Origin of the sequence: uncultured Christiangramia sp. (assembly GCF_913046405.1) — a bacterium.
GTDB classification, from domain to species: Bacteria; Bacteroidota; Bacteroidia; order Flavobacteriales; family Flavobacteriaceae; genus Christiangramia; species Christiangramia marina.
This window is the reverse complement of the sequence record NZ_CAJWRQ010000039.1, coordinates 1-24,540: the sequence shown is the minus strand read 5'-3', so window position 1 is coordinate 24,540 and position 24,540 is coordinate 1. Positions and strand designations below refer to the sequence as shown.

24 protein-coding genes and 1 pseudogene are annotated in these 24,540 nt (G+C 37.0%); 9 read left to right on the top strand and 16 right to left on the bottom strand.

Going from position 1 to position 24,540, the window contains the following annotated elements; translation table 11 throughout:
- Positions 1-310 (bottom strand): class I tRNA ligase family protein (locus QZ620_RS06965; RefSeq protein WP_366935448.1); only part of this gene is annotated, 310 nt, incomplete at its 3' end.
- Between the two features lie 72 nt (positions 311-382).
- Here QZ620_RS06965 and QZ620_RS06960 point away from each other — a divergent pair.
- The 3 genes and pseudogenes from QZ620_RS06960 to QZ620_RS06950 all read left to right on the top strand — a co-directional run.
- A pseudogene (locus QZ620_RS06960) lies at positions 383-955 on the top strand (sugar nucleotide-binding protein); the annotation flags it as partial.
- Between the two features lie 84 nt (positions 956-1,039).
- Positions 1,040-1,330, top strand: a complete 291-nt coding sequence (locus QZ620_RS06955; RefSeq protein WP_141877817.1) for a 4a-hydroxytetrahydrobiopterin dehydratase — start codon at positions 1,040-1,042, stop codon at positions 1,328-1,330.
- 90 nt (positions 1,331-1,420) lie between these two features.
- On the top strand, positions 1,421-2,143 hold the full coding sequence (locus QZ620_RS06950; protein ID WP_295180281.1) for a YebC/PmpR family DNA-binding transcriptional regulator: 723 nt from the start codon (positions 1,421-1,423) through the stop codon (positions 2,141-2,143).
- Here QZ620_RS06950 and QZ620_RS06945 read toward each other — a convergent pair whose 3' ends face one another.
- Entirely contained in the window at positions 2,144-2,683 is a 540-nt protein-coding gene (locus tag QZ620_RS06945) for a 1-acyl-sn-glycerol-3-phosphate acyltransferase (RefSeq protein WP_295180280.1), read from the bottom strand.
- Positions 2,684-2,686: 3 nt separating this feature from the next.
- On the bottom strand, positions 2,687-3,886 hold the full coding sequence (locus tag QZ620_RS06940) for a proline dehydrogenase family protein (protein ID WP_295180279.1): 1,200 nt from the start codon (positions 3,884-3,886) through the stop codon (positions 2,687-2,689).
- 89 nt (positions 3,887-3,975) lie between these two features.
- Between QZ620_RS06940 and aroB the strand changes: the two genes are divergently transcribed.
- Both aroB and QZ620_RS06930 read left to right on the top strand, forming a co-directional pair.
- Positions 3,976-5,061 carry a 3-dehydroquinate synthase gene (gene aroB / locus QZ620_RS06935; RefSeq protein WP_295180278.1) on the top strand — a complete coding sequence of 362 codons (1,086 nt, stop codon included), beginning with the start codon at positions 3,976-3,978 and terminating at the stop codon, positions 5,059-5,061.
- 74 nt (positions 5,062-5,135) lie between these two features.
- Complete coding sequence (locus QZ620_RS06930; protein ID WP_295180277.1) at positions 5,136-5,435, top strand: hypothetical protein; 300 nt, start codon at positions 5,136-5,138, stop codon at positions 5,433-5,435.
- A 46-nt stretch (positions 5,436-5,481) separates the two neighbouring features.
- On the opposite strand, the gene QZ620_RS06925 is transcribed toward QZ620_RS06930, so the two are convergent.
- The 6 genes from QZ620_RS06925 to QZ620_RS06900 form a co-directional block, all read right to left on the bottom strand.
- The gene (locus tag QZ620_RS06925; RefSeq protein WP_295180276.1) at positions 5,482-6,030 is read right to left on the bottom strand and encodes a type 1 glutamine amidotransferase domain-containing protein; all 549 of its coding nucleotides are present in this window, start codon (positions 6,028-6,030) and stop codon (positions 5,482-5,484) included.
- A gap of 94 nt (positions 6,031-6,124) precedes the next feature.
- The gene (locus QZ620_RS06920) at positions 6,125-7,123 is read right to left on the bottom strand and encodes a YihY/virulence factor BrkB family protein (protein ID WP_295180275.1); all 999 of its coding nucleotides are present in this window, start codon (positions 7,121-7,123) and stop codon (positions 6,125-6,127) included.
- Positions 7,123-7,641 (bottom strand): DinB family protein, encoded by a 519-nt coding sequence (locus tag QZ620_RS06915; RefSeq protein ID WP_295180274.1) that lies wholly within the window; start codon positions 7,639-7,641, stop codon positions 7,123-7,125. The genes QZ620_RS06920 and QZ620_RS06915 overlap by 1 nt, the downstream gene beginning before the upstream one ends.
- The gene (locus tag QZ620_RS06910) at positions 7,641-10,214 is read right to left on the bottom strand and encodes a phosphoenolpyruvate carboxylase (protein WP_295180273.1); all 2,574 of its coding nucleotides are present in this window, start codon (positions 10,212-10,214) and stop codon (positions 7,641-7,643) included. Before QZ620_RS06910 ends, QZ620_RS06915 begins: the two co-directional genes overlap by 1 nt.
- 90 nt (positions 10,215-10,304) lie before the next feature.
- A complete protein-coding gene (locus QZ620_RS06905; RefSeq protein WP_026916117.1) occupies positions 10,305-10,784 on the bottom strand; it encodes a winged helix-turn-helix transcriptional regulator in 480 nt (159 codons plus the stop codon).
- A gap of 72 nt (positions 10,785-10,856) precedes the next feature.
- Complete coding sequence (locus tag QZ620_RS06900) at positions 10,857-12,014, bottom strand: DUF2817 domain-containing protein (RefSeq protein ID WP_295180272.1); 1,158 nt, start codon at positions 12,012-12,014, stop codon at positions 10,857-10,859.
- Between the two features lie 280 nt (positions 12,015-12,294).
- Here QZ620_RS06900 and QZ620_RS06895 point away from each other — a divergent pair, with 280 nt between their 5' ends.
- Entirely contained in the window at positions 12,295-12,714 is a 420-nt protein-coding gene (locus tag QZ620_RS06895) for a helix-turn-helix transcriptional regulator (protein WP_295180271.1), read from the top strand.
- 30 nt (positions 12,715-12,744) lie between these two features.
- On the top strand, positions 12,745-13,125 hold the full coding sequence (locus tag QZ620_RS06890; RefSeq protein ID WP_295180270.1) for a DNA topoisomerase IV: 381 nt from the start codon (positions 12,745-12,747) through the stop codon (positions 13,123-13,125).
- Between the two features lie 2 nt (positions 13,126-13,127).
- On the opposite strand, the gene mscL is transcribed toward QZ620_RS06890, so the two are convergent.
- From mscL to QZ620_RS06860, 6 genes are all read right to left on the bottom strand, one after another.
- Positions 13,128-13,574 (bottom strand): large conductance mechanosensitive channel protein MscL, encoded by a 447-nt coding sequence (gene mscL / locus QZ620_RS06885; protein WP_295180269.1) that lies wholly within the window; start codon positions 13,572-13,574, stop codon positions 13,128-13,130.
- Positions 13,574-16,222, bottom strand: coding sequence for a DNA gyrase/topoisomerase IV subunit A (locus QZ620_RS06880; RefSeq protein ID WP_295180268.1), 2,649 nt, complete (start codon positions 16,220-16,222; stop codon positions 13,574-13,576). Before QZ620_RS06880 ends, mscL begins: the two co-directional genes overlap by 1 nt.
- Positions 16,222-16,713 (bottom strand): hypothetical protein, encoded by a 492-nt coding sequence (locus QZ620_RS06875; protein ID WP_295180267.1) that lies wholly within the window; start codon positions 16,711-16,713, stop codon positions 16,222-16,224. The genes QZ620_RS06880 and QZ620_RS06875 overlap by 1 nt, the downstream gene beginning before the upstream one ends.
- Positions 16,710-18,572 carry a DNA topoisomerase IV subunit B gene (locus QZ620_RS06870; RefSeq protein WP_295180266.1) on the bottom strand — a complete coding sequence of 621 codons (1,863 nt, stop codon included), beginning with the start codon at positions 18,570-18,572 and terminating at the stop codon, positions 16,710-16,712. The genes QZ620_RS06875 and QZ620_RS06870 overlap by 4 nt, the downstream gene beginning before the upstream one ends.
- Positions 18,573-18,727: 155 nt before the next feature.
- Positions 18,728-19,822: a redox-regulated ATPase YchF gene (gene ychF, locus QZ620_RS06865; protein ID WP_295180265.1), complete on the bottom strand. Its 1,095-nt coding sequence runs from the start codon at positions 19,820-19,822 to the stop codon at positions 18,728-18,730.
- Between the two features lie 148 nt (positions 19,823-19,970).
- On the bottom strand, positions 19,971-21,167 hold the full coding sequence (locus QZ620_RS06860; RefSeq protein WP_295180264.1) for a hypothetical protein: 1,197 nt from the start codon (positions 21,165-21,167) through the stop codon (positions 19,971-19,973).
- A gap of 277 nt (positions 21,168-21,444) precedes the next feature.
- On the opposite strand from QZ620_RS06860, the gene QZ620_RS06855 reads away from it, so the two are divergent.
- Complete coding sequence (locus QZ620_RS06855; protein ID WP_295180263.1) at positions 21,445-22,725, top strand: carboxypeptidase-like regulatory domain-containing protein; 1,281 nt, start codon at positions 21,445-21,447, stop codon at positions 22,723-22,725.
- Between the two features lie 65 nt (positions 22,726-22,790).
- Here QZ620_RS06855 and QZ620_RS06850 read toward each other — a convergent pair whose 3' ends face one another.
- Positions 22,791-23,375, bottom strand: a complete 585-nt coding sequence (locus tag QZ620_RS06850) for a hypothetical protein (RefSeq protein ID WP_295180262.1) — start codon at positions 23,373-23,375, stop codon at positions 22,791-22,793.
- A 212-nt stretch (positions 23,376-23,587) separates the two neighbouring features.
- Here QZ620_RS06850 and QZ620_RS06845 point away from each other — a divergent pair, with 212 nt between their 5' ends.
- A complete protein-coding gene (locus QZ620_RS06845; RefSeq protein ID WP_295180261.1) occupies positions 23,588-24,466 on the top strand; it encodes an AraC family transcriptional regulator in 879 nt (292 codons plus the stop codon).
- Positions 24,467-24,540: the final 74 nt, after the last annotated feature.

Sequence of the window (24,540 nt, the reverse complement as noted above, 5' to 3'; positions counted from 1 at the left end):
TGTAAGGACGGTGTAAATCAGTGAGTGCCTCTGCCTCTGCCGGGACAGTAGCCAACTCTATCAATTCACTTCGTGAACCTATGCAAACGATAGCTGCACAACTACTGTCTTCACATCCCCAAAAGGGCAGTGGAGTACCCCAATAACGTTCTCTGCTAAACGCCCAATCAATATTGTTTTCAAGCCAATTTCCAAACCTACCTTGCTTAATATGATCGGGATGCCAGTTAATCTGTTCGTTACCTGAAAGTAATTCCTCACGAACCTTTGTTGTCGCTATATACCAAGAAGGCTTCGCATAGTAGAGCAATGGTGAATCACAACGCCAGCAAAAAGGATATGTATGTTTGATAACTTCACTTTTAAAAAGAAGACCTCTCTCTTCGAGATCATCAATTACCTTCTTAATTATCGTAAAAAGCTGATATTTCTCTCATCGGCCAATGTTTTCGATGCTTTTACCAACTATCCCTCCTACGAATATGACAAAACACTTAGTCAGAGCGTTTACGGCAGATTCAAGATCAAGATAGAAAACGCATTACTTAGACTGCCGAATAAACAATATAATATCCTGAGACTTCCTATGGTCTTCGGAAAAGGTTCTCCGCGGGTCAAGCAAATAAGAACGATTCTTGATCTAAACGAACCGCTGGAAGTTTTCCCAAATGTGGTCGTGAATGCTACTGAAATTGGAAAGGTCACTCAACAGATTCACTATATAATCAACAGGAACAGACAGGGAGTATTTCATTTGGGTAGTGATGACCTGGTGCATCAACGAGATCTGGTGGAGGACCTTACCAGGGAACTTGGTTATGAAAATCCTCTTTTCAAAAATGTTTACGACTCCAATTTTGATAGATTTCTGGCCGTACTTCCAAAGGATAATAAGCTTCCAAAGAATCTACAGATAAGTATTCAGGAAGTAGTCAAGGCATCTGCTAAATTATAGCTGTTAATCTGATATTAATCTGAAGCACCATACCAGAGATATGCTTCATTCTTAGTAACTTTAAGAAAACCAAATAATTAAGTCATGAAAAAATTAAGTGATACTGAGATAGATGATCAATTGAAAAATCTTGATGGATGGACATATGCTAAAGGTGCTATTCATACTTCCTTTGAATTTGAGAATTTTAAAGAAGCATTTACAGTAATGACAAGAATAGCATTTGAGGCTGAAGCTCAGGAGCATCATCCAAATTGGGGAAATGTATATAATCAACTGGAAATTTCCCTTTCTACCCACGATGCAAATGGTGTTACTGAAAAAGATTTTAAACTTGCCAGAACAATTGAAGAGATTATAGAGTCGACGAATTGATAAAATCTTGAAACTGCAAACTCAGCTCCGTATACATACTGTATTTAGGAGCTTTTTTATATTTTTGCGCAAACCTAATTATAATTTGAAATGGGAAGAGCTTTTGAATTTCGCAAAGCACGGAAAATGAAACGTTGGTCTGCAATGGCTAAAGCATTTACCAGGATTGGTAAAGATATTGTCATGGCGGTAAAAGAAGGTGGTCCAGATCCTGACACGAATGCGAAACTTCGTGCAGTGATCCAGAATGCGAAGAGTGTCAATATGCCTAAGGATAATATCGAGCGTGCGATCAAACGTGCTTCAGATAAAAACCAGGGTGACTATAAAGTAGTTCTTTTTGAAGGTTATGCTCCTCACGGTATTGCTGTTCTTGTAGAAACTGCAACAGATAATAACAATAGAACAGTTGCAAACATTCGTTCTCATTTCAACAAATCTGATGGAAATCTTGGAACATCAGGCTCTGTAGAATTCATGTTTGACCATACCTGTAACTTCAGAATTAATGCTGAAAATCTGGATCCGGAAGAACTTGAGTTAGAATTGATAGATTTTGGTGCTGAAGAAGTTTTTGAAGATGAAGACGGTATTCATATCTATGCACCGTTTGAATTCTTTGGTGCCATTCAGAAGGAATTAGAGAACAGGGAAATGGAAATACTTTCTTCTGGATTTGAAAGGATTCCTCAGGTTACAAAACCTTTGGAAGGTGAACAGGCCGCAGATGTAGAAAAATTACTTGAAAAACTGGAAGAAGATGATGATGTTCAAAACGTCTATCATACTATGGAAACACCAGATGAGGATTAATTAGAAATTTTCCTTGATCTTCCCTTCTACACCCTCGTAGAACTGGCTAATAACTTTAAAATCTAAATCAAAATCTCCGGTGGGCTGAAAAGCCGCGGAGATTTTTACTTTTTTGGGTTTATAGTCGAAGGAAACCATTACAATTGGAACTTCTGCTTTCAAGGCTATATAGTAAAAACCTGTTCTCCACTTATCTGTTTTCTCCCTGGTACCTTCAGGTGATAATGCTAATCGAAAAATAGTCTTGTCTTCAAAGACCTTCGCGATCGCATCCACTTTATTCTTTTGTCCTGATCTATCCAGAGGTTCTCCGCCTACCCACTTAAAATACCAGCCAAATGGAGGTTTAAACAATTCCTGCTTCCCTACAAAGTTAAATTCTACATCCATAATTTTACGAACCAGAATTCCTAAGAGAAAATCAAAAGAGCTTGTGTGTGGAGCAACAATTACAACACATTTCTTAATTCTGGATATAAAGTTATCCTCCAGACGCCAGCCTAAAATTTTATAAAAAATAAATCTTGCCAGCCAGCGCATATGTTACTCCCGGTGATGTTTCGTGGCCTCATCTCCACGACGACGTTTCTTTTCTTCGCTAAGTAAAGATAATTCCCTACCCGTCTGTCCTTTAACTGAAGTGTTTTCCTGAGCACGTCTCAATAAGTAAGGAACAACGTCTCTAACCGGTCCAAATGGAACCAATTTTACAGCATTGTATCCCTTCTTCGCCATATTAAAACTAATATGATCACTCATTCCATAAAGCTGACTAAACCATATTCTTTTATCGTCGATAGAAATACCCTTGTCCTCCATTATCTGCAGTGCCAGGTAACTACTTACCTCATTATGAGTACCTATGAATACTGAAATATCTTCCAGATGATTTAAACAATAAGACATTACCGAGTTAAAGTTAACATCTGTTGCCTCCTTACTTTCACATATAGGTGATGCATAACCTAATTTCTTAGCTCTGGAATTTTCTTTTTCCATGTATGCACCCCTTACGATCTTGGCTCCTATTTTGAAACCTTCCTTCTGGCCTTGCTCGTGAAGATCCTTAAGGTAGTCCAGCCGGTCCCATCTATAACATTGTAGCGTGTTGAATATAAGTACTTCATCCTGGTTGTACTTTTTCATCATTTCAACCATAAGATCATCGGCAGCGGTTTGCATCCAGGTTTCTTCACCATCAGCATACAATCGAACCTTTAATTCAAATGCGCGCTTACATAAAGTTTCTACTCTGTTTTTTACTCGATCCCACTCTTCCTTTTCCTCAGCGGTAAGACTAAGCTTTTCACTCACCTTTTCCCATATAGCAAACCTTCCAATACCGGTAGGCTTAAACATAGCAAAGGTAACTTCATCACTTTCATTAGCGTATTCAATAAGACTCAGTTTCTTGCGCATTGCAGAATCAAATTCCTCTTCGCTCTCTTTACCTTCAACCGAGTAATCAAGAATACTATGTAGGTTCTCCCCATACATTTCCTTGGTAACCGGTTTACAATCTTCTTCAGTAACTCCTCCACAAAATTGCTCGAAAATCGTCTTCTTTATAAGAGTTTCTACAGGCAAGTGTAATTTCAAAGCCATTTTAGTTAATGCGCTACCTGCTTTTACCAAAGCAGAATAATTCATCATGCTAAACAAAAAAATCGCCCTGTCCAGGTCTGAATTTGATTTAAGTTTGAATGCAGATTTAGTGTTGTTGAATATCTTCTTTCTAATCATTTCATGCTGTTAAACGGGCAAATATAATTATTGAAGATGACTATTTTCATAAATTCTCTTTAATTTCGAAAGCTCTAAATACCAATACCATGAATGAAGCTAGATACCTGATTAATCCTGTATTTTACGGTAGCGAATCTTACTCGAAAATCAACCAGTACATAGAAGATAAAAAGCCATCTTCAGTATTTATTCTAGTTGATACAAACACCCAACAGAATTGCTTAGGATTATTCCTAAAGAATATAACTACGGACTTTCAAATTGAAGTTATTGAAATTGAGCCGGGGGAAGAAAATAAGCATATTGAAACCTGTACTGGTGTTTGGAGTGCACTTTCAGAGCTTGGGGCTGATCGAAAGAGTTTGATGATAAATCTTGGCGGCGGTGTTGTCACCGATCTTGGTGGTTTTGTAGCTTCAACGTTTAAGCGTGGTATTCCATTTATTAATGTTCCTACAACCTTACTTTCTATGGTAGATGCATCGGTTGGAGGTAAAACCGGTGTTGATCTTGGAAATCTTAAAAATCAGGTGGGAGTAATCGTACAGGCAGAACTGGTTGTGGTAGATAGCATATACCTGCAAACATTATCTTCCCGTGAAATGCGGAGTGGTCTCGCTGAAATCCTGAAACATGGACTTATAGCCGATGAATCTTACTGGAATCGTATGAGCAACCTAAGCTCTCTAGATCTCTCAGACCTTGATACCATCATAGAACATTCAGTGAATATAAAATCTGAAATCGTTTCGCAGGATCCTTACGAACGGTCCATCCGGAAAAATCTTAATTTTGGACATACACTCGGCCACGCTATTGAATCCTTCTATTTAACTAATCTTGAGAAAGATAAATTACTTCATGGAGAAGCAATTGCGATCGGGATGATCTTAGAATCTTATTTATCTTCTGAAATTCTAAATTTTCCGCAGAAAAAATTACGGGATATTTCAAATATAATAATTGATCTATTCGGTTTTACCGACATATCTACGGAAGATCTCAACCAGATTATTTCGTTGCTTAAACATGATAAAAAAAACTCGAACGGACAGGTGAATTTTGTTTTACTGAAGGATATTGCTGTTCCTAAATTGGATGTTATAGTTTCTGAAGAGCTGATTATCAAATCTTTCGACTTTTATAACTCTCTGAATATAACTAATCATTAAATTAATCGAATATCTGGTAACTCTCTTGTGTGGCGTTTGATATTTTATTTATACTTGCATAAACCAATCACACTATGAAAAGGATAATTGTAGACTATAAAAAGCTTACTCCTGAAATTCTTGGACTTCTTGTAGAGAAATATCCTGATGGATATGATGATGACCAGGTTATCGCCTTTAAGAATGCTAAAAATGAGACTGTTGAAGCTGTGGAAGTAAAGACTGAAGATACTATTTACCTGGTGAAGGTAAGTACCAGGCTTGAAAGTACTATGGCTAATTTTGATGAAGATGATTATGAAGATTCAGAATTTACAGATCCTATTGTAGACATTCCAGAGAAGGATGATACTGAAGAAGACGAAGACAAATAAAAAAGGGACGCAATTGCGTCCCTTTTCATTTTATAATTACTGGTAATTATGCATGTTGTAAATCATGCTTACCTTCTTTAATTTCTTCAATCACCTTTGCATTAAATGCTGGAAGGTCATCAGGATTTCTACTTGTAACTAAAGCTTCATCAACTACAACTTCCTGGTCTACCCATAAAGCGCCAGCATTCTCAAGATCTTTACGAACACTTTTAAAAGATGTCATCGTTCTACCTTCTACAACATCTGCACTAATTAAAGTCCATGGCGCGTGACAGATAGCACACACTGGTTTACTTTGTTTGAAAAAGTCTCTTACAAAGATCAATGCACTCTCTTCTGTTCTTAAGTTATCTGGATTAATGACTCCTCCGGGAAGCACTAATGCATGGTAATCTTTTGCTGAAACCTCGTCAAGGGTTTTATCTACTTTAAAGTCTTTTCCCCAATTATCACCGTCCCATGATTTAATATTACCTGACTTAAGGCTAACGATCTCTACATTGAAACCTTCTTTCTCCATCGCCTCTTTAGGGGAGGCTAGTTCTACTTCTTCAAATCCATCTGTTGCTAAAATTGCAATTCTCTTATCCATAATTTTTCTTTTTTTAGTTATTCAAAGATAGGATTAGAAAGAGCGAATCTGTATTAAGGGCCTATTAAAACTAGACGTTTAAGAGTTAAAGTTTTTAAAACTCTTTTTCTTCTGAAGTTTCATCTGCATCCAGGTAAGATTTCAAACGGTCTACGATATACTTCTCTTCTTTAAGCTGAACTTTCCGTTGTTCGAGTTTCTTCATCTCTTGGTAGATTGCTGGTTCACCAAAACGGTTAGGCTCAACTTTCTCTTTCTTCAGAAGGGCGTATTGTACTGTGAACTCTGCTCCAAAAAATAAGATTAAACAGGTATAGTAAACCCAAAGTAGAATTAATACCACTGAAGACGCACCACCATAAACTGAAGCCGGATCGCTCTGACCAAAATAAATACTGATAAGCGTCTCACCTATTATAAAAAGTGCCGTCGTCAATGCAGCACCAGTATAGGTGGTTTTCAATCTAATCTTAATATCTGGTAGAAGCTTAAAGATCATCGCGAATAAGGTCGTTATAAAGAAAAACGTCAGTGCGTAATTGAGTATATACATTGCAACCTGTGTGATATCAGGAATTAGCTGCTGCATAGTTTCTGTAACCAACTTTAGTATAGTTGATACTACCAGGGCTATTAATAACAGTAAACCTATAACGACCACCATCCCCAAAGAAATTACCCGATCAAGAACCATACGGAGGAAATTAGTTTTTCTGGCCGCAACGTTCCAAATGTTGTTCATGGCGATTTTCAACTGAAAAAAAACTCCGGTTGCACCAAAGATTAGCATTGCTAAACCAAAAATAATGGCCCATGTCGAATCCTGTGACAATGCAGCGTTTTCGATCATGCCCTCAATCGCTTTAGAAGCTTCAGTTCCAATAAACTCGCCTATCTCACCTGTAAGCCTACCCTGAACAGCCTCTCTTCCGAAGAAATAACCGGCAATACTTACTACAATGATCAATAATGATGGTAAGGAAAATAATGCATAATAAGCGATGGTGGCACTTCTGGCATAGGGTTCATTTTTATCCCAGCTCACATAAGTCTTCTTGAGAAGTTTGCCGAATACCTTGATCTTGCTATACATTAAAGATATTTTTCTTTGATCACCTCAATATGGTGCATAGCATGACCAACCATCATAAAGCCGAGCGCTCTGGGTGAAGCATTGATATCGTTCATGACACCACCAAGTTTTAGCATATCTATGGTCATACTTTCAAAAAGAATGATTCCCGCTTCCCGCACAATTTTATATTCTTTAATAAGATCAGGTACCGCTCTGTATTCTGAGCGACTATTTAGGACATATATATCATGATCGAAACCTGGTAATGGCTGTGGTTCATTCCTGGCAATTGCCAATGCCCTGAATTGAAAAATCCTTTCTGTATCAATTATATGCTGAATCATCTCTTTCAAAGTCCATTTACCTTCTGCATAACGGTAATCCCATTTGTCTTCAGGAATATCCTCCAAAAATTGAAGAAATTCTGAAGTGTTCGATTTGAGACTAGGAACTAATTCAGCTTCTGGTTCTAATCTATCGATATAACCTCTATAAAATTCGCCTATTTCTCCTTTGGTAAGTTCAGATTTCCTCATTAAGCAGAATTTCTACTAGCATTAATATTACCATACAATGATCTTGTTACCATCTTTTCATATACCTCAAGCGCTTTCTGGTTGGCTTCAGGATTTTTACTCAACTCCTGCACCACTCTAAGCGCATGTTGCTGAATGGTCAATAATGGAAGTACAATCCTTTCACGCGCTTGTATGGAAGCCTTTCCTGCTGGCTGATTCTGCATCAAACTATCATAACCGGTAACTTTCAAAAGCATTTTTTTAGAACGTTCGAACTCATCATGAATTACCGTCCAGAATTCTCCAAACTCTTCATCATTTTTCATATATGCTGTCAACGGGAAGAATGATTTAGTCAAACTCATCATACTGTTTTCAAGCAAGGTTTTAAAGAATTCAGAATTGTTGTATAGATCCTGAACTTCATCAAACCTACCTTGTTTATCCATTTCTTCCATTGCAGTTCCCACTCCAAAAAATCCAGGAACATTTTGTTTAAGCTGACTCCAGCTTCCAACAAAGGGTATCGCCCTTAGATCTGATAAATTGAGTTCTGCAGACTTATTTCGTTTACTTGGTCTACTTCCAATATTGGTTTTAGCGTAGTACTTAAGAGTACTCATTTTTTCCAGGTAAGGAATAAAACGAGGGTGCTTTTTAAAGTCTGTATATGTCTTGTAACTAATTTCAGCAAGCTCGCTCATGGTATTACGATCCTGATCGTTCAGTTCATTTTTACCTTCGCTGAATATTTCATTAGAAACCCCCGAACTTAATAATTGCTCCAGATTATATGTACAACTATCTTTAGTCCCAAAATTAGAGCTAATCGTTTGCCCCTGGACGGTTAATTGAATTTCCTCATTCTCTATCGTTGGACCTAAAGAAGCATAGAATTGGTGCGTTTTTCCACCACCCCTTGCCGGCGGTCCACCACGACCATCAAAAAAGACAACTTTAATTCCGTACTCACGGGAAATTCGAGTAAGTTCTTCCTTCGCCTTGTAAATACTCCAGTTTGCCATTAAGTAACCACCATCTTTAGTTCCATCACTAAAACCAAGCATGATCGTTTGCTTATTATTTCGTTTTTCAAGGTGTTCTTTATATACAGGATTATTGTACAGTTTCTCCATCACATGATGTGCTTCTCTTAGATCCGGCACTGTTTCAAATAATGGAATAACATCTACAGTTGGTGTTTTCCAACCACATAATTTCATATATAAATAAGGCTGTAAAACTCCTTCCACACTTCCGCAGTTACTAATGATATAGCGGTTAGCTCCCTGCTCCCCATTCTTTTCCTGAATTTCCTTCATCGCATATATTGATGAAAGCGTAGATCGGGTCATCCCTTCTTCAAATTCCTCAGGATCCAACTGGGCATCCGTAGTTGTCATTAGGGCAATTTTTTCCTCGTCTGAAAGAGTTTCAAAATATTCCGGAATCAACTCTGATTTGTATTTCTTAAGATCTGCAAAAACTTCTTCGTGTTTCGAGCTATCCTGCCTGATGTCTAAAGTTGCGAAGTGGAAACCGAAGAGTTTGATCTTATTGATCATGTCATCGAGCTCCTCAAGGAATAGTGACTGATGCTTATTTATTAGAATCTCTCGCGCTGTTTGCAATTTCATCACCAATTCCTCTAAGGAAATTTTTGGAGTGTCTGAATTTGTAACGGCTGAATCATACAAAGCTTTCTCTATCTCTGCCATGATTTCATTAACCTCTCTAAAAGTAAGTCTTCTCTTTAGTTTCCGAATATCCCGGTAATAATTAAGGAGAATTGTGCGGCGAAGTCGGCGTGCAACTCTTAAAGTGATCTCAGTAGTTACAAACGGGTTTCCATCCCTGTCTCCTCCAGGCCAGAATCCTAAGTTGATCACCTGGTTGCCCACATCCTCTCCATCAAATATATTTTGCTGAATATAATTATGAATCTTACTTGCACTCTGGTAGAAAACATTTTCAAAATACCAGATAAGACTAACCGCCTCGTCATATGGGGTTGGTTTCTCTTTGTTGAAGAACGGAGTTTTACCTAGCTGTGCTAATAACTGCTTAATACGAACAAGATTGTTTTTCTGGATTGCCTTATCCAGATCTGTTATAATTCCTAGCACCGCACCAGGATAAAATTGGGTGGGATGTGCTGTCAAAGTGGGTCTTACGTTGAACCTCTTTAAGTATTCCTTTAACTGTTCTGTTTTTTGCTTAGCTTCCGCTTCTTCCTTTACACTTCGCAGTGTACCACGACCATCCATATTATTAACGATAGAGAACGAAGCATCTTCAATAGCATCAAATAATACTACCTGGCGTTCTATATATTGAATGAAACGAAAAAGCAAAGCGTTGCGCTCGTCTTCTGTAGGTGTTTCTCCATAACGTTCAAAAAAGTGTTCAACGATCTCCGAAGGATTCTTATTATCAGAAAAACCACGTTCGCAAAGTTCCTGAAAAAGTGGTAACAGCGCTCCGGTCTTTTGTATCTCATCATACGGCAAGGTTAAAAAGATACTATTATAGACCTGGTATTTTGCCAGCACATTATCATTAAATCTATCTAAACGAGGTTCTCTATTCATAATTTCAATATTTTTCGACTGACTTAAAAGTATAAAAAAACCCTCTAAACAGCTAGGTTTAGAGGGTCTTTATTAAAAGTTTAGTATAAATTACATCTCTTTAAATATGGAATGCATCAAACGTTTTTTATCATTGATACTTTCCTCCAGAGAAATCATAGTTTCTGTTCTATAAACACCCTCGATATCATCAAGCTGGAAAATGATTTCCTTGGCATGTTGAGTGTTTTTAGCACGTATTTTACAGAACACGTTAAACTTGCCTGTAGTTACATGAGCAACCGTAACGAAGGGAATTTCGTTGATTCTCTCAAGTACAAATTTTGTTTGTGAAGTATTCTTCAGAAAAACCCCTACATAGGCGATAAACGCATATCCAAGTTTCTTGTAATCCAGAGTTAACGATGATCCTATAATGATTCCAGCTTCTTCCATTTTCTTTACACGAACGTGGACAGTTCCAGCTGATATCAGTAGTTTCTTCGCTATATCGGTGAATGGAGTTCTGGTATTCTCGATAAGCATGTCAAGAATCTGGTGGTCGGTGTCGTCTAATTTAAACTTAGCCATCTTGAAGTTCTATTTTTAATGAAATTCAAAATTAATACAAAATCATTGAATTATTGCTAAATAAAAACACCTTTATTGGGGATTTAGCTCGAAAATCTCATCATTTAAGAATATTTTATTAACTATAACGTTTTCGGAAATTGCCCCCTCCTCCATCAAACTTAACTTTTTACCAGCTGCATCAATTTCACGATGTCCATATAAAACTGAAGCCTCTTGAATATCTTCGATAACCGGCACAAATCGTATTCGATCGTAAACTAATGTTTCTTTGAATTGTATCAAAATATCTTTTTGTTCTCCTTCGATATTTACATTCCTTAATACCACATCCCGAAAACATTTAGCATTCTCAGGTATTTTAAAATATTGATGGTAATCGACACTTTGATCATTCATTATTCGATCAAGGCAACTTCTCAAAGCTTTAAAAACAAATTTTCGCGTTACATCCCTGTGATAGTCTCCAGGATAATGACCAGCCTCAAATAGAATAGTTGGAGTACCATGATGCTGAAAGGTATCGCCAGCACAATTAAGATTAAAACCATCATCATATCTACCTATACTTTCCCCGAGTTCATCTTTTAAATCTTTAACCATTCCAGCGATTAAAGACATACTATTCTTACGTGCTGCGGTTATACTGCGGTCTATATCGCTTGAAGGCGTCAAAAAAGACAATATTGCCGGTAGATTCGTTTCTCCTGCACTAAAAATGGTGCGTTGATCATGCAGGTTTAAGCAAAAATCAGGTTGGAATTCACGGTAAACCTTCATGAGCAACCTGCTTTCTGGCTGACTAAGATCCTGCATGTCCCGATTAAGGTCTATAGCATTGGCATTGACTCGTGTATAATAAGCTGCGCCATCTGGATTAAGGATTGGAATAATGTATAAGGTAGTACGTTCAAGCATAGACTTATTATAGGGGTTATCAGCATCTACCACTATAGAATTTAAAAAATCTAGTACAGCTTTTGTTGTTGTAGATTCATTCCCGTGCATTTGCGACCACATCAAAACCTTCTTTGATCCAGATCCAATTTGCAGCCCGTAGATATTTTTATTCTCTACGGAAGCTCCTATAGTTTGAAATTCCAGTTTACCTGAATGGGTAGACATGAAATCTTCCAGATGATTATTATGAAAATAGCGGCCTGCCACTTTTCTTAATTTGGCACTATCATAATCGCGATTACTAAGCCATAATTTTGCTTGTTCTTTCATGTTTACAAAACTAAACAATCAAATATTTACAATTGTATACAAGTAAAAATCACTCCATAGTTTACAGTTGTAAATAAGTTGATCTTAGCAATACTAGTGTGGTTAGGAATTTATCCAAACCGTAGATAAATAAGGGTTAATTATTTGTTTATCAAGGTATTAGGTTAGTTATAATAAAGTATTTATTCAATATGAATCTTGTCGTTTACAGATGTGTATTTACACAGAAATATGGTATATTTACATTTGTAATCATAGTTTTAATCAGAGGTAATTTACAATGGTAAACACTGAACAATTTGGAACCAGGCTGCAACGCATCCTTGAATATTATGATCTTTCAGCAGCTTCTTTTGCAGATAAAATTCAAGTTGGTAGGTCTTCCATTTCACATATTCTATCCGGTAGAAACAAACCAAGTCTGGATTTTGTAATGAAAGTTGTGAAGAATTTTCCTGAGGTAGAACTATATTGGTTGTTAAATGGAAAAGGTTCCTTCCCTCCCAAACCCGAATCAGGTAATGATAAAATTGTACATCAAACAAAACCTGATCACTCAACGCCAGGAATCCAGACCAGAAATGCTGAAGTTAATATTTCGAAGGATGTTCAGTTAAATCAGGAATCGTCGAGTAACAAAAAGGTGAAACGAATAGTATTTTTTTATGAGGACGGAAGTTTTGAAGCCTTTGAAAATTGACTCTCATTTGATTAAAACTTACCTTGCAGTATGAACAAAATGATATTACTCTGCCTGATCCTGTTACTCACGTTGAGCTCTTGTTTTGAAGCCAACAGGAACTGTGCTGATTTTAGGACTGGTACTTTCGAGTTCGAAACATACATCAATGGAGAATTACAAAAATCCACTTTCGTAAGGAATGACTCGATAGAAATTGAGTTTTTTCAGGGAAATACAGATACGAGTTCCGTAAGATGGATCAATCCATGTGAGTATATTATCAAGAATACAAATCCTAAAAATATGGCTGAACAGAAGCCAATCCACATGAAGATCCTCACTACTTCAAAGAATAGTTATACGTTCGAGTACGGTCAGGTTGGTGAAACCCAAAAGGCCCGCGGGGAAGTAAAGAAAGTTTCAGAATAGCGCTAAGCTCGCTTTTCCCGCAATAATTTATTCTGCTCTTCCATTAACTCATTTAAACTGGATAGCAATTCGATATCCTTGGGAGTAACGACCTCAGGATTTTTTGGGTCCTGAGCTTTGTTCCGGAAACGATTCATGAATTTTACCACTATAAAGACAACGAAACCAATGACTAAAAAATCTACCATGGTTTCAATAAGTAGTCCGTAACCAATTGAAACTTCATTTACATAATCTGCCGCACCTTCAGTACCAACACCATCTCTTAGAATGATCTTCCTGTCAGCGTAATTTACGCCATCTGTAATCATGCTTAATGGCGGCATTATAATCTGTTTTACCAGAACATCAACCACTTTATTGAAAGCCGTACCAATAATGATACCTACGGCCATGTCTATCATATTGCCTTTTACAGCAAACTCTTTGAATTCTTTAAATAATCCCATTACTCGTCAAATAGTGAAGGTTGACCATCGCCGCCAGATTTTTTATCTGGTGCCTTAATCGTCCCATTTTTAATATCCTCTGCTTTTATATTTTCTTCGGAATCTTTCGAACTTTGATCTTCGTCAGTTTCATCTTCATTTTGCCCTTCATAAGGTATTGGATCCAGAAGATTGATCTGATTTACTTTTTCAGAAGTGAGTTGATTTCCTAAAGCCTTTATACCTTTTACTGCGATGAATTCTTCTATATTGATCTCTTCGTTTTCGCGACGCTCTTTTCCTTTAGGTTTGGTATAAACAATCTCTGCCATTGGGAAATAATCTGTTGAAACCATTTCCAGAAAGGATTCTTCGTGTTCACTGATAAATTTCTCTTCTTTATCAGGATGTTCGATTATAAATCTCTTGACATAAAAACGTTCTTTTTCAGGTTCCCAGTAAATTGCAGAAACTGGCTTATTCTTCACCCATTTCTCCAGAATGACCATTTCCTCATCAAACCTGGTTGTTAACTCCGGTCTTATTGTTTTTGCAACACCTTCTTGTGTAATGATCAGTAATCTATCTTCTCCTCTAAATTCCCCTAATAATTCTCCTCTTTCATCTACGTTCAGACGTTTGACTGTCTCGTCGAACCAGATTCTTCTAGGTTTTAGCGTTGAGACACCTTCTTCTTTCAGCTCAATACGCTTTACAGAATATTTAGTGACAATATTACCTTTAACATTCCGACCTTTAATAGAAATATCTGCAAAATCTACATCGAATTTTACTTTTCTTATACTTCCAACCTGTCTAAGTAAAACTGTAATTACTTCAGCTTCTCCATTCGGATTCGGTGTGAAATACAGGACTTTACTATCTTTTTTTCCTTGAGTAAGATCATATTCCCGATCCCTGGTAACTGAAGTAACAGCAAATCTTTTTACATAAGTATTGCCGGCCTTCCCGTCCCGGTAAATCATATTATAGATGGTACGTTTATCTTTTTTCTTAAAGATTGCTACGTGAATAATATCCTTACCAATAAAAGTTTTAGCATCAACTTTGGTCACCATCATTTTACCATCGGCTGTAAAACAGATAACATCATCAATATCTGAACATTCAGTTACATATTCATCTTTTTTGAGACTGGTTCCCACAAAACCTTCTGCTCTATTCACATAAAGCTTGGTATTTCGAATAACTACTTTTGTCGCCTCAATATCTTCAAATAACCTGAGTTCTGTTTTTCGTTCTTTGCCGGTACCGTAGTCTTTCTTTAATTTCTTAAAATAATCTACCGCAAAGTCTATAAGGTTGTCAAGATGATGTTTTATCTGGGCGATCTCATCTTCGAGCGCATCTATCTTCTGCTGTGCCTTATCTATGTCGAATTTTGAGATTCTTTTAATTCTGATCTCAGTAAGTCTTATAATATCTTCCTCGGTAACCTCGCGTTTTAAATGCGTTGTAAAAGGTTTCAATCCTCGATCTATCGCCTGAATTACCCCATCCCAGGTTTCTTCTTCTTCAATATCCCGATACACCCTGTTTTCGATAAATATTCGTTCCAGCGATGCAAAATGCCATTGCTCTTGGAGCTCATCCAGTTTTATCTCCAGTTCTCGTTTAAGAAGATGAAGCGTATGATCTGTTGATCTTCTTAAAACTTCTGAAACTCCCAGGAATATTGGTTTGTGATCAATAATCACACAACCTAATGGTGATAATGAGTTTTCACACTGAGTAAATGCATATAATGCATCTATAGTTCTGTCTGGTGAAATATTGTTAGGCAAATGTATCAGGATCTCTACCTGAGCAGCGGTATTATCTTCGATCTTTTTGATCTTGATCTTACCTTTGTCATTTGCCTTCAGAATAGAATCGATCAAACTTCCGGTATTAGTTCCGTAGGGAACCTCATTTATTACCAGTGTATTTTTATCTAACTGATTGATACGTGCGCGAATTCTTACGCGTCCACCACGTTTCCCGTCATTGTAATTGGAAATATCTGCGATACCTCCCGTTGGGAAGTCTGGAAATAATTTAAAGGTTTTACCACGAAGATGTTTGATCGAGGCATCAATAAGTTCATTAAAATTATGTGGTAGAAATCTTGTACTTAAACCTACGGCAATACCTTCTGCACCCTGGGCAAGCAACATTGGAAATTTTACCGGAAGATTTACCGGTTCCTGCTTTCTACCATCGTAAGACAACTGCCATTCAGTTAATTTCGGACTGAAAAGTACTTCCAGAGCGAATTTTGAAAGTCTCGCCTCAATATACCTTGGGGCGGCAGCTCGATCTCCTGTTAATATATTTCCCCAGTTTCCCTGGGTGTCAATTAGAATATCCTTTTGCCCAATTTGAACCATGGCATCTCCTATACTGGCATCACCGTGAGGATGATATTGCATGGTGTGACCCACAATGTTCGCCACTTTATTGTAACGGCCATCGTCCAGGTCTTTCATAGAATGCATTATACGGCGTTGAACTGGTTTAAAGCCATCTTCAATTGCCGGTACGGCTCGTTCCAGGATTACATATGATGCATAATCCAGAAACCAGTCCTTGTACATTCCGGTTACCTTTATTAATTCTTCCTTATTTTCAAATTGCTCTTCCTGAGCTCCATCAAGGTTTTCTTCCATTAGGCAGTCACTTTGGGGGTGTTTTCAAGAACTTTATTCAGTGAATCCACTAAACCCCTTTTCTTTTTTCGGTTTAAAAATGTGGTATTGAAAGTATATTTCCGGTATCCTTTTTTTCTTCTTGAGTTAATATAGATTGTAAGGCCAGAATAAATTCCGACGTCGTAAAATTTGAACTTCCCTAATTTTCTCTTCGGAAATTCAGCCTTCTTGACACGATATTCCATGAATTTTGAAAGAAAAACTCCATTGTTTTTAAAGTTCAAAGTTTCTCCATCGCTGTCAAAATCGAACGCCTGTCCAATCCGGTGAACGTATAAACCTAAAAGCAAGGTGGCGATATTGGGCAGAAAATGACTGAAGGTTATTTCCTGTTCAGAATCTGAAGCCATGATCTCTATATTTACGAATAGATTCGTAACGAATACCGCAACAAGCACGATATAGATCGATGGGATTATCTTAACCTCGCTTTTATTGGTAAATGTCATACGCCAAGTTCATTGACCAGGTCAAGTTCAAATTTGAGATTATCAATAATAAATTCCTGTCTGTCTGGTGTGTTCTTGCCCATATAGAAGCTAAGCATTTCTTCTATAGATTTGTCTTTATCCAGCATTACAGGATCTAAACGAATATCCTCTCCTATAAAATGTACAAATTCATCTGGCGAGATCTCACCTAACCCCTTAAATCGAGTAATTTCAGGCTTACCTTTCAATTTTTCCATTGCCTGCTTTCGCTCCATCTCACTATAACAGTAAATGGTTTCCTTCTTATTCCTTACTCGAAACAACGGAGTCTGTAAAATATATAGATGATTTTCCTTGATTAGTTCCGGGAAAAACTGAAGGAAAAATGTGATAAGCAATAACCTTATGTGCATTCCATCAACATCAGCATCTGTTGCTATTACGATATTATTATAACGCAGGTCTTCCAGAGAATCTTCGATATTCAGGGCTGCCTGTAGCAGATTGAATTCTTCATTTTCGTAGACGATTTTTTTAGTAAGTCCGTAGCTATTCAAAGGCTTACCCTTTAAACTAAATACTGCCTGGGTTACCACGTCCCTGCTCTTGGTGATCGAACCTGATGCTGAATCTCCCTCTGTAATAAATAAGGTGGTTTCAAGACATCGTTGATGCTTACTATCTCCAAGATGTACTCGGCAATCCCTTAATTTCTTATTATGCAGACTGGCTTTTTTAGCTCTGTCTTTCGCTAGCTTCCTGATTCCGGAAAGATCCTTGCGCTCGCGTTCTGCCTGAAGAATTTTTCGTTGAAGATTCTCTGCTGTTTCCGGGTTTTTATGAAGATAATTATCAAGATTTCTTTTGATAAAATCGTTGATATAGGTTCTTACCGTTGGAAGCTCCCCTCCCATATCTGTAGACCCTAGTTTTGTTTTGGTCTGACTTTCAAAAACCGGCTCCATCACTTTTATACTGATGGCGGTTACGATAGATTTTCGAATATCGCTGGCTTCATAATTCTTGCCATAAAATTCACGAACAGTTTTGACGATCGCTTCTCTATATGCAGCAAGATGTGTTCCTCCCTGTGAAGTATTCTGGCCGTTAACGAAACTGTGATATTCCTCGCTATATTGTGTTCTGCTGTGAGTGATCGCTGCTTCGATATCATCCCCACGAAGGTGAATAATAGGATACAACATATCTTCTTCGCTAATGCTATCTCCTAAAAGATCTTTTAATCCATTTTCAGAATAAAATTTCTCTCCATTAAAAACTATGGTTAAACCTGGATTCAGGTACACATAGTTCTTAAGCATTTTCTCTATATACTCATTTCTGAATTTATAGTTTTTAAATATAAGCTCATCTGGAATAAAAGTGATCTTTGTACCTCGCCTTCTTGAAGTTTCGTCAAGATGCTCTTCATCCTGAAGTTCTCCCTTTGCAAACTCGGCAGCATGGCTTTTGCCATCACGAGAAGATTCTACTCTAAAATAAGAAGATAAAGCATTTACAGCTTTCGTACCTACACCATTTAATCCTACAGACTTTTTGAAAGCTCTGCTATCATATTTACCACCGGTATTCATTTTGGACACTACATCCACAACTTTACCTAGAGGTATCCCTCTACCAAAATCACGAACGATCACCCGCTGATTTTGCACAGAGATTTCGATGGTCTTTCCAGCACCCATCACGAATTCATCGATACTGTTATCGATAACCTCTTTCAATAATATATATATACCGTCGTCCTGGCTGGATCCATCTCCAAGTTTCCCGATGTACATACCAGGTCGCATACGGATATGCTCCTTCCAGTCTAAAGACCGAATATTATCTTCGGTATATTTAGTATTGTCGCTCATATAGATTCATGGAGTTTCGGTCTAAATATAAGGTAATAGCCGAAAAACTGAAACAGTTCCAGAGGAAAGTAATTAACAAAGATTTTAGATACGATGTTAATTAAAAGAATGAACTTAAAATGAAGTGTTATTGGTTATATTTTCAAATCTTGAAACTAGACGTTGAATCTAAAATGCATTACATCGCCATCCTTAACGATATAATCTTTTCCTTCTACGCGCATTTTACCAGCTTCCTTCACTTTTGCTTCACTTCCAAAACTTACATACTCGTCGTAAGCTATAACCTCAGCACGAATAAAACCTTTTTCAAAGTCGGTGTGAATTACACCCGCAGCCTGTGGAGCTGAAGATCCAACTGGAATGGTCCATGCTCTAACTTCTTTAACTCCGGCTGTAAAGTAAGTTTGAAGATCAAGCAATTTATAAGCTCCTCTAATTAGTTTTGCAGAACCAGGCTCTTCAAGCCCAATATCCTGAAGAAACATCTGTCTTTCCTCGAAATCATCAAGCTCAGTGATATCAGCTTCAGTTCCAACAGCAAGAACAAGAACTTCTGCATTTTGTTCTGCTACAGCTTTTCTAACTCTCTCTACATGTTCGTTACCATCAACAGCAGCACCTTCATCTACATTACAAACATACATTACCGGTTTATCTGTGATAAATTGTAGAGGCGCGATAAATTCTTTACGTTCATCTTCAGTAAGATCGATCGCTCGAACAGATTTCCCAGCTTCAAGACCAGACTTCACTTTAAGTAAAGCAGCTTCCTCTTTCTGAGCTTCTTTATTACCTGTTCTGGCTGCCCTTTTAACTTTTTCAAGTTTCTTATCTGCAGTTTCCAGATCTTTCAACTGCAGCTCCATGTCTATAGTTTCCTTATCTCTAATAGGATCTATGGAACCATCTACGTGTACGATATTATCATCTTCAAAACATCTAAGAACGTGAAGAATAGCATCGGTTTCACGTATATTACCTAAAAACTGGTTTCCAAGTCCTTCTCCTTTACTCGCTCCTTTTACTAGACCAGCAATATCAACGATTTCAACCGTTGCAGGAATAACCCTTTCAGGATCTACGAGTTCTTCAAGCTTCAGCAGTCTCTGGTCTGGAACGTTTACAACTCCCACGTTAGGTTCTATCGTACAAAACGGAAAGTTTGCACTTTGTGCTTTAGCATTACTAAGGCAATTAAAAAGTGTCGATTTTCCTACGTTTGGCAGTCCTACAATTCCGGCTTTCATATACTATAATTTAGATGCTTTGTTTTTGCGGCTGCAAAGATAGGTATTAGATTCGAGAATAACATACATCCTTTTCGCAGCTTGACCGAATAAAAAAAGCCCTGTGAATATATTCAACATGGCTTTTATAAACATTGAAATTATTTAATTACTCCACAATATACATTTCGTTGGAAGCTCTTATATATTCCTGCGGATTAAAAGTGCTTTCGAAACTGTTTCTTACCAGATCTAGTTTTAATCTTAGATTTTTCATCTCATCCTTCAGGAATGGGTCATTTTCATACTTAGCGATCAGTTTTTCATATTTTTCAAGATTCTCCAGAATTCTGAAAGTCAGCATCCCGAAACGTATCTTAAGATTCTGTACCGTTAGCATCTGGTCATGATATTCCTGCTTCCAGTTTTCCGGATTGGTCTTTCGCTCTTCTACGATCTTATTTTCAGCAATTTTGGAAATATCCAGAATATATTGTGTTCGCTTTTTAGCATCAGTTTCGTTCGTGAATTTTTCAGTAAAACCATTGCGGGAGATTCCGAGGATCTCTACCAGGTTGTCTTCAATAGCTTCCTGTTGCAATTCTTTAAGTTCATTCAGGTTCTTATTAATTCCTTCCCATTCGGTTTCGATAAGATCCTTATCATGGGTAAATTGCGAAATACTAGTGGTAAGCTTCAGCATTTTAATGCTTTTCTCTCTTAACTCTTTGTCTCTTCTATTTAGTGAACCAACAAACTGACTGATTCCATCGATCAAGTTTCCTGCAAACATTCCCGTAAATGGTGTTCCTTTTGCCAGATCCCCTGTCACCTGCAACATATGATTCAGCGCTTCCAGCTTAGCATCGTCCTCTTTTTCTTCTTCAATGTATCCTTTGAATTTTCCAAACCACTGCTGGTATCCATCATAGTTCATTGGATTACTTACTTTATCCAGTGTAGAATAGAATTCACGCGAACTATTAAAAAGACTTAGAGGTTTTATTTCGCGCTCCATAGAAGCAAGATTAAGAACCGCTGAGCTATAATTGTACTTATAAACACTTACCGTATTCTTATCAATCTCTTCCTGTCGCTGCTCTAAAAACTTAACTCGCTCCAATAGTTTCTCTACTTTTTCTGAAGCCGAATTTGAAGTACGAATACTTTCGTCCAGATTAGTGATCTTGGTATCGATCTCTTTAATTCTGAATTCCAGATTCTGACTTAGCAACGAACGTTCCCGGTTAAGTTCTTTTAATACCTGCTCAGTAACAGATGCACTCTGATCTTCACTATATAATTGTGCTGAAGCTGAAATACTTCCGAAGAAAACGAAGAGAGCGGCGAAATATATTTTATGCATAGTTGATTGGTTTTAAAATCCTTTGATAACGAAGAATTGATGGTCATATTTCATGCCATACGAAAAAATGATTGTTTACAGATGAGCTTTGAGTTCAATGTGTGGATAACTGAAACAATATACATGTGTGGTTTAAAATTTTTCAGGACTACAACTATTATTTGAAATATGTGCTTATTGAAAGATTAACAATCGTTCAGTTCAATAATTAGCTAATTCACATCTTTATAAGCATTTAAATAGTTATATTGTATAAGTTTAAGTAAACTTTAATAATATGACTATGAATGCAAAACTTTTAAACCCTATTTCAGGAAAAAGTAGCCTGCTATTTTTTCTAAGTTTTATTCTAGGTTCATTACAAATTTATGCTTTTCAGCCTTCGGCTAAAGCGTTTAATGAATATAAAGGTGAAGTGGTGAATGAGAGAACCGGAAGGCCTATTTCTTCAGCATACCTTTCCCTGAATAATAGTAACATTTCAACCATCACGAATGCTGATGGTGTATTTTCTCTCAAGGTTCCAGAAGATATGACAGAGGCTACTGTGACCATATCTGTTCTTGGATTTCAGAGTAAAACTCTTCCCCTAGATTATTTCAAACCGGAAGATACCCGTATAGAACTTTCAGAAACTATGGAAGAACTTACGGAAGTTAGCTTATATAAGGCAACGAATCCACGTTTACTGGTTCAGGATATGCTAGACAAAAAGGATGAAAATTATCTTTCAGATCAAAGTATTATGACTTCCTTTTACCGGGAAACAATCAAGAAAGGATGGAGTAATGTTAGCTTATCTGAAGCAGTTGTTAAGATCCACAAAACTTCTTATAAGGACAGTAAGAAAGATCTTGTGTCCTTGTATAAAGCCAGAAAAAGTACAGATTATGATAAACTAGATACATTAGCGTTGAAATTGCGCGGTGGCCCATTTAATACATTATACCTGGATATGATGAAATACACAGAGTATGTACTTAGACAAGGTATGATGGATAGTTATGATTTTAGTTTTGATGAGCCTGCCAAGATCAATGATCGATATACCTATGTTGTAAATTTCAGAGAACGTGATGAGTCAGATCCATGGTATTACGGGAAACTTTTTATCGATGCTGAAACTTCAACTCTGGTCAAGGCAGATTATAACCTGAACGTGGATAATAGAAATGCAGCTCAGGAAATGTTTGTAAAGAAAAAACCAAACGGAGCGAAAGTTTATCCTACTGAACTGAATTATCAGGTTGATTACGCTCAGAATAACGGCAAGTGGCACTTTGCGTATGGAAAAGCGCAGATGGATTATGTAGTTAATTGGAAGCGAAAGATATTCAATTCTAAATACAAGATCAATAGCGAAATGGTGGTGACCGACTGGCAGCCATATTCTGAAGAAGAATTTAAAATGAACCAGGAGCTAATTAGACCTAATATCGTGATGATTGATGATGTATCTGGTTTTTATGACTCCCAATTCTGGGGTAATAACAATATTATCGAGCCTGAGAAATCTATTCAGAATGCGATCGATAAGATCAAACGCAAAATGGATTAAGCTTAAAATATAAATTAAGAAACCCGCCAGTTGGCGGGTTTCTTAATATCTCAAAATCGAATTGACTATCCTATTTCGATAACTTGCTCAAAACTATCTTCAGTAGTTTCAATTATAAAGGTGTATTTACCAGAATCCACTTCAGAGAAATCAAACGCCTTTCTAAGTTCTGGTTCTCTGGTTTCAAAATTGCCAACCTTTATTCCTTTCTTATCGAAGACTTCAACACTAAGTTTTGATTTATTTAGATTGGGCATATATACCACTACCTGATCTGCTTCGATTTTAAAGCAAGGTTTGAAAGCGAATTTGTAATTAGCCTGGTCAACTTTAATTTGATCATTTAATTTAGTAATCACCGTGGTAGACTTACAGTACATTTTATTCAGAACCAGTAAATATTCACCATCTTTTAGCGAATCGAAATTTAACTTCTTCGAAAACCTGGCGTTTTCCTCCAGTTGATCTCTGAAAATAACCTCTGCATTTTGACTTAAAAGACTAAGCTCAGACCCATATTCAGTTTTCTGTATGTCTACGATGAGATCATATTGATTTTCTACTTTTAGATTCACACCATCTGTGGCAGAACTACTGAATGATACCAGTAACATGAATGCTACTACGAAATTGTTGATTGTGTTTTTCAAAATCTAAGGTTTTAAGTTATACTTGGATTAACTGAGATAAACTTAGACCAGATCCAAGTGGAAAAGTAGCGTTAGATAATCCAGTTTATGTACTCAATTACCCTGATGAAATCCATTTCAAACGTTATCGGTTAATCCGGCACATATAATTGCTAATTTTGTTCCACAAGCAATTATTCCTCAGATGTAATTTTAGACGTAATCTCGATATTATGAATACAACATCTAAACCAAGGCTGGAAAGAATAGAACCTGGATTTGGGAGTTCATTTTCATATAGAACCCATGATAAATTCCAGGTTGGTTCAAAAAAGACCTTCTGGCACTATCATCCGGAGGTAGAACTGGTTTACGTAAATGGCGGTTGCGGAAAGCGGCAAATAGGAAGTCATATATCTTATTACAGGAACGGTGATCTTATATTGATTGGCTCGCTTCTCCCCCATTGTGCTTTTACTGATGGGCTCACTAACCATAATCGCGAAACGGTGATACAGTTTAGAAATGATTTTCTTGGAAATGATTTTCTGAACACACCTGAAATGTCACGAATCCAGGACCTCCTCGAAAAAGCGAAAAAAGGAATCGTTTTTCATAGCGACACTAAGCGTCGTATAGGAGCTATCATTGAATCCTTACGAGAGCTTAATCCTTTTCAGAAATTGCTTGGATTACTGGAAGTTTTAAATTCACTTGAAAAAACTGGCGATTATACGATTTTGAATGCTGAAGGTTTTCTGCTGGAAACTAACTTACAGGATAATGACCGAATCAATATCATTTTTAATTATGTAAAAGAGCACTTCCAGAGACCAATTAGTTTAAAGGAGATAAGTGATAAGGTTAGTATGACCAACCCGGCTTTCTGCAGGTATTTTAAAAGAATTACCGGAAAAACATTTACTCAGTTTGTGAATGAATACAGACTTGCGCATTCAGCTAAACTATTACACGAAAGACAGATTAGTATAACCGATGTTTGCTTTGAAAGTGGTTTTAATAATTTTAGTCATTTCAATAAACAATTCAAGGCATTTACAGGGCGGTCACCGTCAGTCTATAGAAGTGAATTAAAATTTAGCGTAACATAAAAAAACCCGCCAAATGGCGGGTTTGTATTTTATAACTTGATCTTTAGTCGTGATGCATAAAACTTTGTTTCTGA